This is a genomic window from Pseudarthrobacter sp. SORGH_AS 212, from assembly GCF_030818145.1.
Lineage (GTDB): Bacteria > Actinomycetota > Actinomycetes > Actinomycetales > Micrococcaceae > Arthrobacter.
The window spans coordinates 666,269-681,832 of record NZ_JAUTAA010000001.1; the positions used below are offsets into that span (position 1 = coordinate 666,269).

The window sequence follows — 15,564 nt, forward strand, 5'->3', positions numbered from 1 at the left end:
TCAGGGCTCGTAGTGGACGGCGTCATGGGGCGCCAGCGCCCGTTCGATGCTCTCCCGGTCCCTCGGCCGGATATCCGGCAGGCCGTCGAGGGGGAACCAGCCCACGGCAAGGGATTCGTCATCGTTGACCCGGGGCTCACCGGACACATGGCGGCACCGGAACACGATGTCCAGGAAGTCGCACACATCCCCGTTGGGGAAGGTGACCGGGCCGGAGACACCAACAGAAACCATGCGCTCGGTCTCTGCCACCACCGCGGTCTCTTCAAAGATCTCCCGCACCAACCCGGGGCCCGGGTGCTCCCCCGGATCCAGCAGGCCGGAAATCAGGGCCCACCGGCCGTTGTCAGATCGCTGCCCCAGCAGGATGTGCCCGTCGTCATTGACCACCACTCCCCGCACTGCAGGAATCCACAGGGGATCGTGACCGATTTTTTCACGGAGTTTAAGGATGAATTCGGGCGCTGCCATGGCTTCAGCCTAGCCGCCGCACGGCGTGGCCAGACCCTTCGGTGGCTTCAGGCGGCAGGCAGCAGGAGCATCGCAGCGGCGGTGCCGGCCAGCATGAACGGGCCGAACGGGATGGCGGATTTGAGGCTGCCGCGGCGGGTGGCGAGCAGTCCGAGGCTCCACACGCCGCCCAGGAGGAATGCCGCGAACGTTCCGGCGAACACGTGCCCCCAGCCGAGGTAGCCCAGGTACATGCCCAGCACACCGGCCAGCTTCACGTCACCGAATCCCATGCCGGGCGGATACACCAAGCGGAGGAGGAAGTAGAACAGCCACAGCACCGCTCCCCCGGCGAGGATACGGCCGCCGGGCAGGCCGAAAAGCCTGGCACCGCCGTCGGGTACGGCCGCAGCGTCCGCCCCTGCCACCAGGACCGTCGCCACCGCAGTGAGCAGGAGCACCCCGGCCACCCCATAGGAGGGGAAAACGATCCGGTTTGGCAGCAGGTGGTGGCGGACGTCGATCACCGTGAGGCGGACTGCCATCACCGCAAAATAGAGGCATGCCGCCAGCACCAGCCAGAACGCGAGGGGGGTGTCCAGCCACAGGTCGCCGAGTCGTCCGATCACCCCTCGGATGCTACTGGAATTCCCCTGCCCGCCCCACCGGGTCCGCGTAAACTGTGGATATGTCAGCCTGGGATTCCCGGCGGCGCCCGGACCCCGCCGGCGGCGCCTCCCCTTCAGATCCCCCCGCCATGTTCCGCAGCCTGTGCCGGTCCTCTCCGTGGAAGTGGCAGTCACTTCGCTTTGAGTACTGGGATGAGCCGTTCGACGCAGCACCGGCTCCGGGGGCTTCCCTGGTCCGGGCGTGGCTGCGCCGGCCCGGTGCGCTGCGGCTGGAGAGCCCCGAAGGACTGGTCCTCCACAGCACCACGGGAATCAACGATTCCCGTGACGGCCTCTACGTCAGCTCCACCCGCAAGTCCTGGCTCCTCCCGCCCCACCTTGTCTCACCGGTGTACGGCGCGGCCGGACTGGTGAAACGGCGTCCGGAGGCAGCGTACGGCGAGCCCGGGTTCGGCAACGGACGGTTCTCCGCTGCACTGGACCCGGTGGAGCTTGCCGGCAGCGCCCCTGCGCCGCTGGAGTTTCCGGGCAGCAATCCGGTACTGGTGGAGGACGTGCGCACCCTGGACCACGAGGGCAGGCCTGCCATGGAGGCCGTGGTGGTTCCCACCCCCGCATACCAACCCTGGGATCCGGCGGCTCCCCTGTGCCTTGCCGGCCGCACCCTGATACGGGTGGACCTTGGCACGGGCGTCTGTGTGGCCAGCCGTTCGCTGGAGCACGACACCGCAGGCTACGGACACTGGCTGCGGATCCTCGGCGTTGACGAATACATGCTGGACGACCTTTTCCTCGCCGAGTCGATGAACCTCACCGACGTCCGCCGCCACATCAGCTGGGATGTGCCCGCCTGACGTGACGGGCAACGGTGCACGCCATCGGCTAGGCTTCGCGGATGATTAGCATGAGCTCCGTCTGGCCGCTGTACGACCTGAAGCTGACCACTCCACGGCTGGAGCTGCGGCCCGTCACTGAACAGGACATCCCGGCAGCCGTCGACGCCGCCCGCAGCGGCATCCACGAACCCGGCCGGAACCCCTTCAGCACGGCATGGGCAGAGGCTCCCCTGGCGGAAATGGGGCCGCGGATGGCCCAGTGGCAGTGGCGCCTCCGAGCCGAATGCACCCCGGAGTCCTGGACTCTGCTCCTGGGTATCTGGCATGAGGGGCAGTTCATCGGCTGCCAGGACGTGGGCGCCAAGGACTTCGCACTGTTGAAGACCGTCTCCACCGGATCATGGCTCAAACAGTCCGTGCAGGGCCGGGGCCTGGGCGCAGAGATGCGTGCCGCCGTCGTGCTCTGGGCCTTCGACTGGCTGGGCGCCGACGTGGCCGAATCCGAAGCCGCGGACTGGAACGCGGCTTCCCTCGGCGTCTCCCGCGCCCTCGGCTACGAGCCCAACGGAACCACCCGGAAGGCGTGGGGCACGCAGGTGGAGACGGTCCAGAAAGTCCGGGTCACGCCCGAAACCTTCAAGCGCCCCGACTGGACCCTCCAGGTAGAAGGCCACGAAGCAGCGGCAAAGTTCCTGCACGTCACCTGAGTGCAGGCCAGTGGTTCGGCTCGTCCGCCCCGAGTCCTTCGCCGTCGCTTAGACACCTCCCGACGCGCTGCTTCGGTCGCTGGGCGACCTGCACACCGCTCTAGTCCGCGGTGCGCTCCTACACGAAGGACTCGAACCGGACGTGTGCGCGGGTGCGCCTTCCGGCAACGTGCGTCAGAGGCGGGGAACGAGCCAGCACGCAGAGGAAGGGGCACCCGCGGACACCCAGCTACCCCTCTAGGAGTTCCGTTACCAGGGCTGCGATCGGGGACCTTTCCGAGCGGGTGAGCGTGATGTGGCCGAAGAGCGGGTGGCCTTTCAGGGTTTCGACGACGGCGGCGACTCCGTCGTGCCTGCCGACGCGGAGGTTATCCCGCTGGGCGACGTCGTGGGTGAGCACGATCTTCGAGTTCTGGCCGATGCGGCTCATGACTGTCAGCAGGACGTTCTTTTCGAGGGACTGGGCCTCGTCCACGATGACGAATGCGTCGTGCAGGGAACGGCCACGGATGTGGGTGAGGGGCATGACCTCGAGCATTCCCCGGTCCATGACTTCCTCCACCACTTCCTGGCTGACGAGCGCGCCCAGCGTATCGAAGACGGCCTGGGCCCAGGGGTTCATCTTTTCGGACTCGGAGCCGGGCAGGTAGCCGAGTTCCTGGCCGCCCACGGCGTAAAGGGGGCGGAATACGATGACCTTGCGGTGCTCGCGGCGTTCCAGGACTGCTTCGAGGCCCGCACACAGGGCCAGGGCCGACTTGCCGGTGCCGGCGCGCCCGCCGATGGAGACGATCCCGACGGAAGGGTCCATCAGCATGTCGATGGCCAGCCGCTGCTCGGCGGACCTGCCATGAAGCCCGAACACGTCCCGGTCACCCTTGACAAGGCGGACCTGCTTGTCGGCACCCACCCTGCCCAGGGCGGAACCCCGGTTGGACAGCAGGACCAGCCCGGTGTTGACCGGCAGTTCCGCGGCCGCGGGAATGAACACCGGTTCGTGGCCGTAGAGGGTGGAAATCTCCTCCTCGTTGGCCTCGACTTCGGCAACCCCGGTCCAGCCGGAGTCCTTGACCAGCTCGTTGCGGTACTCATCCGCTGTCAACCCCATCGCTGAGGCCTTGACGCGCATCGGCAGGTCCTTGGACACCACGGTGACGTTCTTGCCTTCGTTGGCGAGGTTCTTCGCAACGGCGAGGATGCGGCTGTCGTTGTCGCCGCTGCGGAACCCGAGCGGGAGCACCTCGGCGGAGATATGGTTGAGCTCCACAGTGAGGGTCCCGCCGTCGTCCCCGATGGGGATGGGCTGGTTCAGGCCGCCGTGCTTGACCCGCAGGTCGTCGAGGAGCCGCAGGGCCGTGCGGGCGAAGTAGCCCAGTTCGGGGTCGTGGCGCTTTGCTTCGAGCTCAGTGATGACCACGATGGGGACGATGACTTCGTGTTCTGCGAACCGCAGCAGCGCCCGGGGGTCCGAGAGGAGGACGGAGGTGTCGATCACGAAGGTGTGGATCAGGGAATCCCTTCCGGAGACGGCAAAACCGGCCGCAGCATCAGTTGCTGCGCCGGTTTTTTCAGTGGCTCGCACAGTGCGAGAGGTAGCTGTTCCTGCCTGGCCTGAAAGGACCTCATGCAGTTTTTCAGAAGTAGCCACATCGACTCCAGCCCCGGGCCCCAGCCCGGCCTTGTTATTGGTGAGGCGGCTCGGCCATGAGGCCGGGTCCGGCCTCCCATACAACCGGTGCGAAGTTCCGCTCCATGTACTGGCCTCCCCGATCAGCCGGCGGTTTGCCTGCTGATGGATATAACGTAAATCCACCCCCCGGCATTTCCGCAACCATTACGCGGCGATTCCTGTTGCGGTGTTGTGAACTCCGGGTGAACCGGGAGTGTCAGGAGCCGAAGCGCCGTTGCCGGCCCGCGTAATCCCGCAGTGCCCGCAGGAAGTCGACCTTGCGGAACGCCGGCCAGAGGGCCTCGCAGAAATAGAACTCGCTGTAGGCGCTCTGCCACATGAGGAACCCGGAGAGCCGCTGCTCGCCGGAGGTGCGGATGACCAGGTCAGGGTCAGGCTGGCCGCGGGTATAGAGGTACCGTGAGATGTCATCCACGCTGAGTTCATCGGCAAGCTGGTTGATGTCGGCACGCTTGGCCACGGCGTCATGCAGCAGTTCACGGACTGCATCCACGATCTCCCGGCGACCGCCGTATCCCACGGCCACGTTGACATGGATCTTTTCGTGGACGGGCGTCCGTGCCGTCAGTTTGTTCAGGCGCTCGGCAAGGTAGCCGGGAAGCAGCTCCGGCGCACCCATGGCGTGAACGGAAATGTTCTCGTCCTCGTCCAGCCGGTCCAGGGTGTTGGCGATGATGCCCATGAGGAGGTCCAGTTCCTCACTGGACCTGTTCATGTTGTCCGTGGACAGCATGTACAGCGTCACCACTTTGACGCCGAGCTCCTGGCACCAGCCCAGGAACTCATGGATCTTATCCGCGCCCGCCTGATGGCCCTGGCTTGTGGGTGCATTGAACTGCTTGGCCCAGCGACGGTTCCCGTCCACCATCACACCGATGTGCCGCGGGATGCGGTCCCGGGAAAGGTCCTTGAGCAGCCGCCGCTCGTAATAGCCGTAGAGGAACCCGGGCAACTCCACGCGTCCACTCACCTGACTTCCTCGCTGTTCGTACTTGCACATCCTAGGCTACCGCCCGGGCGGCGCATGCCGGCCGAAGGGGCCCCGCGCGGGGCTGCAAGCGCAGTTACCGATGAGTAACTTACCGGAACGTAGGTTATTCTGGACTCATGAACAGCGACTCTTCCGAGGCCCCGCGCACGCCGCAACCGGAGGATGAAAAGCCCGCTCCGCCGGGAAACACTCCGATGGACGATGCCGCCGTCCGGCTGGCCGAGCTGCTGATGATCAAACCGAAGTGGCGCGGCTGGATCCACACCGTAGCGGCCCCGTTTGCCCTGGCCGCGGGTATCGTCCTGGTGGTCCTGGCCCCCACCGCCGACCGAAAAATCACGTCGGCCATCTACGCCGCCACTGGCGTGCTGCTGTTCGGCGTCAGCGCCGTGTATCACCGCGGCAACTGGTCACCGGTGGTGAAGCGGGTCCTGAAGCGGCTCGACCACACCAACATCATGCTGGTCATCGCCGGCAGCTACACTCCCCTGGCTTGGACCCTGTTGGAACGGCAGCAGGCCGTCCTCCTGCTCTGGATCATCTGGTCCGGCGCCATCCTGGGGGTATTGTTCCGGCTGCTGTGGACTGATGCGCCGCGCTGGCTGTACGTGCCCATCTACATTGCGCTGGGATGCGGCGCGCTGTTCTACTTGCCGCAGTTTTTCCAGGCGAGCGTTCCAGCAGCCGTCCTCATCTGCGTGGGCGGCGCGCTCTACATCACGGGGGCTGTGTTCTACGCCCTGAAGAAGCCGAACTTCAGTTACAACCACTTCGGCTTCCACGAGCTTTTCCACGCCTTCACGGTCTTTGCGTTCGCCGCCCATTTCACGGCCATCGCCATAGCCGTACTGGGCTGACCGTTACGCCCCGCCAGGGTCCGTGGGGAAGCGCCTAATCCCGTGGCAGGGAGTTGCCCTGGGTGGAGCCGTTTCCATTGGTGTCCCGGGATGCCTGCGGAGCCGTGGGTTCTTCGCGGGCTTCCTCAGCCTCGATGTCCGCTTCGGCAGCAGCAGCGATGCGCTCCTCCTCCACCTGCGCCCGGTACCGGACGCGCCGGATCCGCCGGACCATGTCCACGATGAGCAGCGCCGTGACCACAACGAAAAAGGCAGTCATGATGAAGCCCAGCAAGCCGGGCGTCACCTGGTCCTCCGTGATCCCGTCGCGCAGGGTTGGAGTGGGCATCGGCGTGGGGGTTGTGGCCAGTCTGAGGAGCAAGTTTTGCACGTGTAATACCTTCAAAGGATCGGGTTGCAGCCGGACATATGTCACGCCCGAAGCGCTGGAGGCTCACTTCTACGCGGCATAGAAATCGCTGCCGTTTCTATCTTAGCCCGGCAAACAGGTCCGTCTCGGGCAGTTCGGAGGAGACCCGCGACTTGATCAGGGAGTAGTCCTCCCATGGCCAGGTCCGCCGCTGCATGTCTGCTGACACGGCGAAGAAGAACCCCAGGGGGTCCACCTGCGTGCGGTGGGCGCGGAGGGCGTCGTCGCGCACCTCGAAAAAGTCTCCGCAATCCACCTGCGTGGTGGTGGCATGTGCTGCGGGCGGCGGAGTGTGCCCCTCCGCATCGGACTCCAGCCACGCTGCGAGGCGTTCCGCATACGGTGACTGCAGCCCGGCTTCCTCGAGCGCGAAATGTAACGCACGGAAGCGTTCCGGGCTGAACGCGCGGTCGTAGTACAGCTTTCCGGGCTCCCAGGGCTCCCCCGCTTCGGGGTACCTGCCGGCATCGCCGGCGGCATCGAACGCTTCCACTGCCACTTTGTGCGCCATGATGTGGTCCGGGTGGGGGTAGCCGCCGTTCTCATCATAGGAGAGGATGACGTGCGGCTTAAAGGACCGGACCAGCCGCACCAGAGGTGCCGCGGCATGGTGCAGCGGCAGCGTGGCGAAGGAGCCTGCCGGAAGGGGCGGAAGCGGATCGCCTTCGGGCAGGCCAGAGTCCACGAACCCCAGCCAGCGCTGCCGGATGCCAAGGATCTTTGCCGCCCGGTCCATCTCCAGGCGCCGCGCGCCCGCCATGTCCCGCTTGGGGTGCGGCTCGCCTTCCACGGCAGGGTTCTGGATGTCGCCGCGCGATCCGTCGGTGCAGGTGGCCACCATGACCTCTACGCCGGCGGCAGCGTACATGGCCATCGTGGCAGCGCCCTTGCTGGACTCGTCGTCCGGGTGGGCATGCACTGCGAGCAGCCGAAGCGGTGCCGGGGATGTGCTGGACGCTGTCATGGAAGGACGGCTCCTCATTCTTCGTGGTGTGTGGCGGTGCAGGGTTGTGGCGGTATGCGGGCGGACGGACAGCGCCGTCATGGCCGGTGCAATTGGCCACCACAGGATGGGCACTAAACTGGTCTGGTGACTTCCCCGGACCAGCCGGCCCCATCCGCGCCCGCAGACACTAGCCTAGCCAATCGATATGGTGGCCAAAAGCGCAGCCTGACGCCCGGCGTCAAGCGCGCCATCGCGGGCGGGGCCCTCGCCGTCGGTATTAGTTTCCTGGCATGGGTCTCCACGTCGAATTCACTGTCGGCGGTCAGCTTCAAGGACGTGGGTTACAGCACACCCGATGCCACGGTGGCCGAGGTGGACTTCCAGGTGACCCGGGAACCCGGCACTCCCGTCAAGTGCGCCGTGAAGGCCCTCGATTCCAGGTACGCGGTAGTTGGCTGGAAGGTGGTGGACATTCCCGCCGATGCTCCTGAGGGAACACAGGGAACGGCCGACGGCGGCAGGACGGTTTCCCAGCGGGTCACGGTCCGCACGGAGTCGCTGTCCGTGTCCGGCGTTGTGGACAGCTGCTGGGCCACGAACGGATCCGGCCAGAAGGTGTGATGTGGACCGCTTGCTTGTTGGGATAAATCCGGGGGTTTGACTACAATGGATCAATACCTTCACCCCGCTGAGCTGGTTGCTGTTCCACAAGTGGCCACCGTGGCGGGGTCTTTTGCATGTAGGACCACTAGAGGAGAAGTCCGTGTCTACCACCAACAGCGCAGCTGCAGCCTGGCTCACCCAGGAAGCTTTTGACCGCCTGAAGGCAGAGCTGGACCACCTTTCCGGCCCCGGCCGGGCGGATATTGTCCAGAAGATCGACGCTGCCCGCCAGGAGGGTGACCTCAAGGAAAACGGCGGTTACCACGCGGCCAAGGAAGAGCAGGGCAAGATCGAGGCCCGCATCCGCCAGCTGACCGTGCTGCTTCGGGACGCCCACGTGGGTGAATCTCCCGCCGATGACGGCATCGTTGAGCCCGGCATGATCGTGGTGGCCCGGATTGCCGGGGACGAAGAGACCTTCCTGCTCGGATCCCGTGAGATTGCCGGCGATTCGGACCTGGACGTCTTCAGCGAGAAGTCCCCCCTGGGTTCTGCCATCCTTGGCCACAAGGAAGGCGAGACGCTGAGCTACGTTGCGCCCAACGGCAAGGACATCAAGGTGGAAATCCTGTCCGCAAAGCCTTACGCAGCCTAGTTTTTCCTGAGCTGCCAAAGCGCCTGCCGCCCTTGGGGCGGCAGGCGCTTTTCTGTTTTAGCTGATCGGGCGGCAGCTACAGGGGAATTGCGCGGTCCCGCTGCCTGTCGGCGCCCGAACGCGGGCGGAGGATCAGTGCGGCAACCACTCCCCCGGCGGCTCCGCCAAGGTGGGCCTGCCAGGAAACGAGGCCGGACACGATGGGCAGCAGGCCCAACAGGATGCTGCCATAGCCCATGAACAGGACCACGGCCAGGAGGATCTGTTTCCAGCTGCGGTTGAAGAAGCCGCGGACCAAGAGGAAGGCAAAGAGTCCGAAGACAAGGCCTGAGGAGCCTACGGTGATTCCGCCGTCGCCGATCAGCCAGACGGTGATTCCCGATCCCAGCCAGCTGAGCGCGAGGGCAGTCAGGAAAACCCGGAGACCGGAGAGGAACACCAGGAAGCCAAAGATGATGAGCGGCAGGCTGTTGGACAGCAGGTGGTTCAGGTTGGCATGCAGCAGCGGAAACGTGAAGATGTCGAGGAGCCCGTCCGCGCTCCGGGGCCGCAGTCCGAACGTGCGCGTCAGCGACCCCAGCGTCAGCGTGTTGAACAGCTCAATGACAAAGAGGAGTGCCACGAACCCGCCCAGGACGAGCAGCCCGCCCTTGGCGCGCGCCGCCGTCGTCTGCCGCTCCCGGAAGTCCCCGCTCCGCATCAGGCCAGCCACGCGTACTCCTAGTGCACCACGATGGGCTGGAATCCTTCGGCACGGAGCGCGCTGAGGACTTGCTCACCGTGCTGGTGGCCCTTGGTCTCGAGGTTCACGGTGATGGAGACGTCGCCCATGCTGATGGAGCCACCCACGCGGGTGTGGTCCAGGCCGGTGACGTTGGCATCGTTTTCGGCGATGATCCTGGCGATGGTTGCCAGCGAGCCGGGACGGTCATCCAGCATCATGCGGACGGTCATGTATCGCCCGGCTGCGGAAAGGCCGCGCTGGATGACCTTGAGCATCAGCATGGGGTCGATATTGCCGCCGGACAGTACGACGGCGGTGGTCCCCGGGTTTTCGATCTTGCCGTCCATCAGGGCTGCTACGCCGACAGCACCGGCGGGCTCCACGACCATTTTGGCGCGTTCCAGCAGGAAGATCAGCGCACGGGCCAGCGAATCCTCGCTGACCGTCACAACGTCGTCCACGAGTTCGCGGATGATGCTGAACGGCAGCTGCCCTGGCCGGCCCACGGCGATGCCGTCAGCCATGGTGGACACCTTCTTCAGCGGAACCAGGGCGTCGGCGGCCAGGGAGGGAGGGTAGGCCGCGGCGTTTTCCGCCTGCACCCCGATGATGCGGATGTCCCGGCCGAGTTCCTTGGCCCGGGCTTTGATGGCGACGGCGACCCCGGCCAGGAGACCGCCGCCGCCAACGCCCATCAGGACGGTGTCCACGGTGGGGATCTGCTCGAGGATCTCCAGGCCAACAGTGCCCTGGCCGGCCACCACATCAACGTTGTCGAAGGGGTGGACGAAGACTGTCCCCGTTTCGTTGCTGTACCGCTGGGCCTCGGCCAGCGCCTCGTCCACGTTGTGGCCGTGCAGGATCACTTCGGCACCGTGGCTGCGGGTGGCTGCGAGCTTCGGCAGCGCAACACCGAGGGGCATGTAAATGCGGGCCTTGATCCCCAGGCTTTTCGCTGCCACGGCAACGCCCTGGGCGTGGTTACCTGCGGACGCCGCCACGACGCCGCGTTTCTTCTCTTCGGGCGACAGGCGGGCCATGCGGACGTAGGCGCCGCGGACCTTGAAGGACCCTGCGCGCTGGAGGTTCTCGCATTTGAAGTAGACCTCGCCGCCCACCTGCGCGCCCAGCGCACGGGACGATTCCACTGGAGTGCGCGCAATAATCCCGTCAAGCAGCTTCTGCGCCTCAAGGACATCGTCCAGCGTGACGGGAAGGGTTTGCAGGATGTTCACGTACTACTCTCCTCTTGGTTCGTCCCCGGCGCCCCGATGGGATGCGGAGTGGGCACCGCGGTGTTCAGCTGTGGTGCCGGCAGACGTGCCGCCTTCGCCGCCAAAGTCCTTGGGCGGTTCAACGTCTTCAATGGTGTTGTCCCCGCCAGCCGGAGCTGTCAGGGGCCTCCCGGCAATCACCGGCACCTGTTCATGTTCCCATGTTCTGGCTGCGATGTAGCGAATGGCCGAGTTTGCTACGGCCAGGATGGGTACGGAAAACAGTGCACCCGGGATGCCGGCAAGGTACGAACCGGCGGCAACGCTGAGGATAACGGCTACCGGGTGGAGCGAAACGGCCTTGCCCATGACCAGCGGCTGCAGGATGTGGCCTTCCAGCTGCTGGACCGCAAGGACGATGGCGAGCATGATCAGCGCATTCACGGGGCCGTTGGCAACCAGCGCCAGCAGGACGGCAATCACACCGGTCACCAGGGCACCCACCACCGGGATGAATGAACCCAGGAACACCAGCACGCCCAGGGGAAGAGCCAGCGGGACACCGATGATCGCGGCGCCCACGCCGATGCCGATCGCATCCACAGCGGCAACGAACATCTGGATACGTGCATAGCTGACCATGGAGGCCCAGCCCTTGCGTCCGGCGCCGAAGGTGGCGGCCCGCGCCCGCCGCGGAAGCAGCCGCACCAGGAACGCCCAGATCCGGTCTCCCTCGAGCAGGAAGAAAATGAGGATAAACAGGGCCAGGAGCAATCCGGCGGCGAAGTGTCCGGCGGTACTGCCAAAGGAGAGGGCGCCACTGAGGATGCTGCTGCTGTTGTTCTGCAGTGCGTCGCTGGCTTCCTTGACGTACTGGTCGATCTGGGCCGCCGTCAGGTGCAGCGGCCCGTCGGAGAGCCACGTCTGGACCTGCCGCACGCCTTCGAGCGCCTGCTGCCACAATTCACCGAAGCCGATGACCAACTGCCGGCCGACGAGGGCCAGCGCACCGGAGATCACGGCGATAAAGCTTAGGACCGTGACGGCGACGGCAAGGCCGGCGGGCAGTCCGCGCCGCTTCAACCAGACCGTGACCGGGCTCAGCAGCCCCGCGAGGAGCGCCGCCACCATCACCGGGATGATCAGGAAGGTGATGTGGCTCAGGAGCCAGATCAGCGTGCCGGCCATCAGGAGGATGAGGCCCAGGCGCCAGGACCAGGATGCGGCAATCCGCACACCGTACGGGATGTCCCGGTCCAGCTCACGGTCCGTCAGGACGCGGAGGGGTGCCGCCGCGGCGGGGGCTGGAGATGGCCTGGACTGGGTGGCGTCGTCCTCATTGGGCGTCATAAGGAAACTCTAACCGCCCGTGGCGGCGTGGTAGTCGATTCCCCACTCCATGGCGAAGGACTCCCCGGGTTCGAGCCAGCGCAGGCCGTCACCGGAGTTGAAGGCGTTGGCCGGACCGGTCATCGGCTCTACGGCGAGCGCCCGGCTGCGGCCGGGGTAGACCGTGCTGACGAAGACGTGGACGTACTGGCAGGATTCGTCCTGCCAGAGGCTGACGCTGCGTCCGTCCGGACCGGCCAGCACGTGGCGGGCCTTGCCATCCTCATACCCGAGGCCGGTGAGTGCGACGTCGACGCTGAGGCCGCCGATGGTGCGGCCGGCGCGGAAGTCGGTGTCGCCGTCCACGGGTGCGGAACTGCGGGGTATCAACCGCTCATCGGCGATGAGCTGGGTGTCGGCCTGGACGGTCAGTACCAGTTCCTCGGCCGGTGCGTCTCCCAGCCGCAGGTAGGGGTGCGCGCCGAGGACGAACGGCGCAGCTGCTGCGGCATGGTTGGTCAGGCTCTGGCGGACTGCGAGTCCCAGGTCTGCGGTCAGCTCGTACCGCACGAGGTGCCGCACCAGGAACGGGTACCCGTGCTGCGGAAAGACCGTGGCTTCCAGGGAAACGGAGTATGGCGATTCGTCCACCAGGGTGTAACCGACATTTCTGAGCAGGCCGTGGCTGGCGTTGTTCCGGGATACCTCAGTGATGTCCAGCTGCTGCTTCTTGCCGTCCAGGACCCAGGCGCCGTCCTCCACCCTGTTGGCCCAGGGCGCCAGGGTGATTCCTGCGCCCCCGGGCGGGATGACGTCATCGCCGTAGGTCTCGGTCAGGAGCACGCCGCCCCGGCTGTAGGAGCGGAGTCCGGCGGCGAGCTCGGTGATGACGGCAACGGCGTCGCCGCGGCGAAGTTCGTATTGGCGACCTGAGGCAAAGGCGCGCAACTGCGGACTGGTGGTGGCGTCCTGGGACGAAGACTGGGTCATGTGCCTTACCGTACCGCGCGCCACCAGTCGCGCCGAACGGTCAATGTTGCTTTTTGTTCTTAACTATTCTTTTTTGGTTGAACATGCGAAAATATTTCCCATGACAGCGATCACCAGCACCAGACTCTCCGACGGCCGGGAGCTGATCTATTTTGATGACCCGGGCACCAATGCGGCGAGGGCCACGGGGCCCACCGACCAGCGCGGCCTGCCACCCCGGGGCGAGCCCGGTGAGGTCCGCTTCGATGCCCTTACGGACGAATGGGTGGCAGTGGCGGCGCACCGCCAGACCCGTACCCACCTTCCGCCTGCGGACCAGTGCCCCATCTGCCCCACCACGCCTAACAACCCGTCCGAGATTCCTGCGGCCGACTACGACGTTGTGGTCTTCGAGAACCGTTTCCCGTCCCTCGGCCCCGCACTCGGTTCGGTTCCGGAAAACGCTGCCTGGGGAACCAAGGGCCCGGCCTATGGCCGCTGCGAAGTAGTGTCATTCACGCCCGAGCACACGGGCTCCTTCAGCACCCTCAGCGAAACCCGCTCCCGGACGGTGATTGAGGCCTGGGCCCAGCGCACGGAAGCGCTCAGCTCACTGGCGGGCATCAAGCAGGTGTTTCCTTTCGAGAACCGCGGCGCAGATATTGGCGTCACCCTCCACCACCCGCACGGCCAGATCTACGCCTACCCCTATGTCACTCCCCGGGCGGGCGTGCTGGGTTCAGCCGCCCTGCGCCATTACGGGAAGCACGATGGCCGCGAAACCCTGACCGGTTCCCTCCTCAAAGCAGAACGGCAGGACGGCAGCCGGATGGTCATGGAAGGCGAGAACTTCAGCGCCTACGTCCCCTTCGCCGCCCGCTGGCCGCTTGAAATCCACCTGGTCCCCCACCGCCACGTTCCGGACCTGGCGGCCCTGAGCGGGGAGGAGAAGGACGAGCTTGCCCAGGTCTACCTGGACCTGCTGAAGCGCGTGGATGCCCTGTACCCCACGCCCACCCCGTACATCTCCGCCTGGCACCAGGCTCCGCTGGAGCCCGAACTCCGCGCCTCCGGATACCTCCACCTTCAGCTGACCTCACCCCGGCGCGCTGCGGATAAGCTGAAATACCTTGCCGGATCCGAGGCAGCCATGGGCGCCTTCATCAACGACACCACACCGGAAAGCGTGGCCGAGCGGCTGCGCGCAACGGTTCCGGCACCTGCCACTGCGGCCGCCGAGGCCGCTCCGTCCCAAGGAGTTCCCGCTTGAGCGCCGCACCCCACCCCACCGCCGATTCAGCCGCCCCAGGTACACAGGACCTGGCTGCCCGCTTTGCCCGGGAGTTCGGCGCCTCCCCGGCAGGCATCTGGCAGGCACCGGGCAGGGTCAACCTGATCGGTGAGCACACTGACTACAACGAGGGCTTCGTGCTGCCGTTCGCCATCGACCGGACTGCCCGGGTAGCGGTGGGCATCCGCCCGGACTCCACCGTGCGGCTGCTGTCAACGTACGGTGACCAGGGCATGGTTTCCACCACGCTCAACGCCCTGGAGCCGGGCTCGGCCAAGGGCTGGACCAAGTATCCCCTCGGCGTGATGTGGGCCCTCCGCGAGCGCGGCATTGACGTTCCCGGAATCGACCTGCTGCTGGACTCGGATGTTCCGCTCGGCGCAGGCCTGTCCTCGTCGCACGCGATCGAGTGCGCGGTGGTCACCGCCCTCAACGAGCTCACCGGCGCAGGCCTGGCAGCGGAAGACATGGTCCTGGCCACGCAGCGGGCCGAAAACGACTTCGTGGGGGCTCCCACCGGCATCATGGACCAGTCCGCGTCCCTTCGGGGCGCCAAGGGCCACGCGGTCTTCCTGGATTGCCGTGACCAAAACGCCACCCTGGTGCCGTTCGAAACGGAACCTGCGGGGCTGGTCCTGCTGGTCATCGACACCAAGGTCTCGCACTCTCACGCCGACGGCGGGTACGCCTCGCGCCGCGCATCCTGCGAACTCGGCGCCGAGGTCATGGGGGTCAAGGCGCTGCGCGACGTCCAGGTCGGTGACCTTGAGGAAGCCAGCGGGCTGCTGGACGAGGTGACGTTCCGGCGCGTGCGCCACGTAGTCACGGAGAACGACCGCGTACTGCAGACGGTCGAGCGCCTGGCCGCCGAGGGGCCCGCCGCTATCGGCACCCTGCTGGATGCCAGCCACGCATCCATGCGGGATGACTTTGAAATCTCCTGTCCGGAGTTGGACCTCGCCGTGGACACCTCGCGCGCCAACGGGGCCATCGGGGCGCGGATGACCGGGGGCGGTTTCGGGGGTGCGGCGATCGCACTGACACCCGTCGCTTCCGAAGAAAAGGTGCGTGCCGCCGTCGTCCGCGCTTTCGCCGGGGCAGGCTATGCCGCACCGGACATCTTCACTGTCTCCCCTGCAGCGGGCGCCATGCGCGTCGCCTGACAACCTGACCGGCCGGCCGGCCAACGGTTAGTCCTTTAAACAGAACAGGCCCACCGCAAGGTGGGCCTGTTCTGTTTAAAGGACTGGACGACGGCGGCCGC

Annotated in this window: 17 protein-coding genes; 7 read left to right on the top strand and 10 right to left on the bottom strand. The window is 66.1% G+C overall.

Going from position 1 to position 15,564, the window contains the following annotated elements:
• Nucleotides 1–471, bottom strand: a complete 471-nt coding sequence (locus tag QE394_RS02900; RefSeq protein ID WP_261620604.1) for an NUDIX domain-containing protein — start codon at nt 469–471, stop codon at nt 1–3.
• A 47-nt stretch (nt 472–518) separates the two neighbouring features.
• Nucleotides 519–1,079 (bottom strand): A24 family peptidase, encoded by a 561-nt coding sequence (locus QE394_RS02905; protein ID WP_349033671.1) that lies wholly within the window; start codon nt 1,077–1,079, stop codon nt 519–521.
• Nucleotides 1,080–1,138: 59 nt separating this feature from the next.
• On the opposite strand from QE394_RS02905, the gene QE394_RS02910 reads away from it, so the two are divergent.
• Both QE394_RS02910 and QE394_RS02915 read left to right on the top strand, forming a co-directional pair.
• A complete protein-coding gene (locus QE394_RS02910) occupies nt 1,139–1,933 on the top strand; it encodes a hypothetical protein (protein WP_200937844.1) in 795 nt (264 codons plus the stop codon).
• A gap of 41 nt (nt 1,934–1,974) precedes the next feature.
• Nucleotides 1,975–2,622 carry a GNAT family protein gene (locus tag QE394_RS02915; RefSeq protein ID WP_349033672.1) on the top strand — a complete coding sequence of 216 codons (648 nt, stop codon included), beginning with the start codon at nt 1,975–1,977 and terminating at the stop codon, nt 2,620–2,622.
• Between the two features lie 229 nt (nt 2,623–2,851).
• Here QE394_RS02915 and QE394_RS02920 read toward each other — a convergent pair whose 3' ends face one another.
• Together QE394_RS02920 and QE394_RS02925 are read right to left on the bottom strand one after the other, a co-directional pair.
• Nucleotides 2,852–4,270 carry a PhoH family protein gene (locus QE394_RS02920; RefSeq protein ID WP_056081945.1) on the bottom strand — a complete coding sequence of 473 codons (1,419 nt, stop codon included), beginning with the start codon at nt 4,268–4,270 and terminating at the stop codon, nt 2,852–2,854.
• A gap of 238 nt (nt 4,271–4,508) precedes the next feature.
• A complete protein-coding gene (locus tag QE394_RS02925) occupies nt 4,509–5,270 on the bottom strand; it encodes an isoprenyl transferase (RefSeq protein ID WP_156368420.1) in 762 nt (253 codons plus the stop codon).
• Between the two features lie 227 nt (nt 5,271–5,497).
• On the opposite strand from QE394_RS02925, the gene QE394_RS02930 reads away from it, so the two are divergent.
• Entirely contained in the window at nt 5,498–6,160 is a 663-nt protein-coding gene (locus tag QE394_RS02930) for a hemolysin III family protein (RefSeq protein ID WP_349035363.1), read from the top strand.
• Nucleotides 6,161–6,194: 34 nt separating this feature from the next.
• On the opposite strand, the gene QE394_RS02935 is transcribed toward QE394_RS02930, so the two are convergent.
• Nucleotides 6,195–6,530 (bottom strand): hypothetical protein, encoded by a 336-nt coding sequence (locus QE394_RS02935; RefSeq protein ID WP_349033673.1) that lies wholly within the window; start codon nt 6,528–6,530, stop codon nt 6,195–6,197.
• 97 nt (nt 6,531–6,627) lie between these two features.
• Nucleotides 6,628–7,533 (bottom strand): mycothiol conjugate amidase Mca, encoded by a 906-nt coding sequence (gene mca / locus QE394_RS02940; RefSeq protein ID WP_261620607.1) that lies wholly within the window; start codon nt 7,531–7,533, stop codon nt 6,628–6,630.
• Nucleotides 7,534–7,659: 126 nt separating this feature from the next.
• Here mca and QE394_RS02945 point away from each other — a divergent pair, with 126 nt between their 5' ends.
• Both QE394_RS02945 and greA read left to right on the top strand, forming a co-directional pair.
• Complete coding sequence (locus QE394_RS02945) at nt 7,660–8,136, top strand: DUF4307 domain-containing protein (RefSeq protein ID WP_349033674.1); 477 nt, start codon at nt 7,660–7,662, stop codon at nt 8,134–8,136.
• A 142-nt stretch (nt 8,137–8,278) separates the two neighbouring features.
• The gene (gene greA / locus QE394_RS02950) at nt 8,279–8,773 is read left to right on the top strand and encodes a transcription elongation factor GreA (RefSeq protein WP_056081957.1); all 495 of its coding nucleotides are present in this window, start codon (nt 8,279–8,281) and stop codon (nt 8,771–8,773) included.
• A gap of 76 nt (nt 8,774–8,849) precedes the next feature.
• Here the strand turns inward: greA and QE394_RS02955 are convergent, their stop codons facing one another.
• The 4 genes from QE394_RS02955 to QE394_RS02970 are packed head-to-tail and all read right to left on the bottom strand — an operon-like array spanning nt 8,850 to nt 13,030.
• Entirely contained in the window at nt 8,850–9,473 is a 624-nt protein-coding gene (locus QE394_RS02955; RefSeq protein WP_349035364.1) for a rhomboid family intramembrane serine protease, read from the bottom strand.
• A gap of 20 nt (nt 9,474–9,493) precedes the next feature.
• On the bottom strand, nt 9,494–10,732 hold the full coding sequence (gene ilvA / locus QE394_RS02960) for a threonine ammonia-lyase (protein ID WP_056081962.1): 1,239 nt from the start codon (nt 10,730–10,732) through the stop codon (nt 9,494–9,496).
• A gap of 3 nt (nt 10,733–10,735) precedes the next feature.
• Nucleotides 10,736–12,061, bottom strand: a complete 1,326-nt coding sequence (locus QE394_RS02965; protein WP_349033675.1) for an AI-2E family transporter — start codon at nt 12,059–12,061, stop codon at nt 10,736–10,738.
• A 9-nt stretch (nt 12,062–12,070) separates the two neighbouring features.
• Nucleotides 12,071–13,030 carry an aldose 1-epimerase family protein gene (locus QE394_RS02970; protein WP_268158578.1) on the bottom strand — a complete coding sequence of 320 codons (960 nt, stop codon included), beginning with the start codon at nt 13,028–13,030 and terminating at the stop codon, nt 12,071–12,073.
• A 100-nt stretch (nt 13,031–13,130) separates the two neighbouring features.
• Here QE394_RS02970 and galT point away from each other — a divergent pair, with 100 nt between their 5' ends.
• The gene (gene galT, locus QE394_RS02975) at nt 13,131–14,279 is read left to right on the top strand and encodes a galactose-1-phosphate uridylyltransferase (RefSeq protein ID WP_349033676.1); all 1,149 of its coding nucleotides are present in this window, start codon (nt 13,131–13,133) and stop codon (nt 14,277–14,279) included.
• Entirely contained in the window at nt 14,276–15,463 is a 1,188-nt protein-coding gene (gene galK / locus QE394_RS02980; protein ID WP_268158582.1) for a galactokinase, read from the top strand. The genes galT and galK overlap by 4 nt, the downstream gene beginning before the upstream one ends.
• Nucleotides 15,464–15,564 lie beyond the last annotated feature (101 nt).

Coding starts and splice junctions, on each gene's coding strand:
- QE394_RS02900 (WP_261620604.1), bottom strand. CDS start 471: ATGGCAGCGCCCGAATTCATCCTTAAACTCCGTGAAAAAATCGGTCAC.
- QE394_RS02955 (WP_349035364.1), bottom strand. CDS start 9,473: ATGCGGAGCGGGGACTTCCGGGAGCGGCAGACGACGGCGGCGCGCGCC.
- QE394_RS02915 (WP_349033672.1), top strand. CDS start 1,975: ATGATTAGCATGAGCTCCGTCTGGCCGCTGTACGACCTGAAGCTGACC.
- QE394_RS02970 (WP_268158578.1), bottom strand. CDS start 13,030: ATGACCCAGTCTTCGTCCCAGGACGCCACCACCAGTCCGCAGTTGCGC.
- mca (WP_261620607.1), bottom strand. CDS start 7,533: ATGACAGCGTCCAGCACATCCCCGGCACCGCTTCGGCTGCTCGCAGTG.
- galT (WP_349033676.1), top strand. CDS start 13,131: ATGACAGCGATCACCAGCACCAGACTCTCCGACGGCCGGGAGCTGATC.
- QE394_RS02965 (WP_349033675.1), bottom strand. CDS start 12,061: ATGACGCCCAATGAGGACGACGCCACCCAGTCCAGGCCATCTCCAGCC.
- QE394_RS02930 (WP_349035363.1), top strand. CDS start 5,498: ATGGACGATGCCGCCGTCCGGCTGGCCGAGCTGCTGATGATCAAACCG.
- QE394_RS02910 (WP_200937844.1), top strand. CDS start 1,139: ATGTCAGCCTGGGATTCCCGGCGGCGCCCGGACCCCGCCGGCGGCGCC.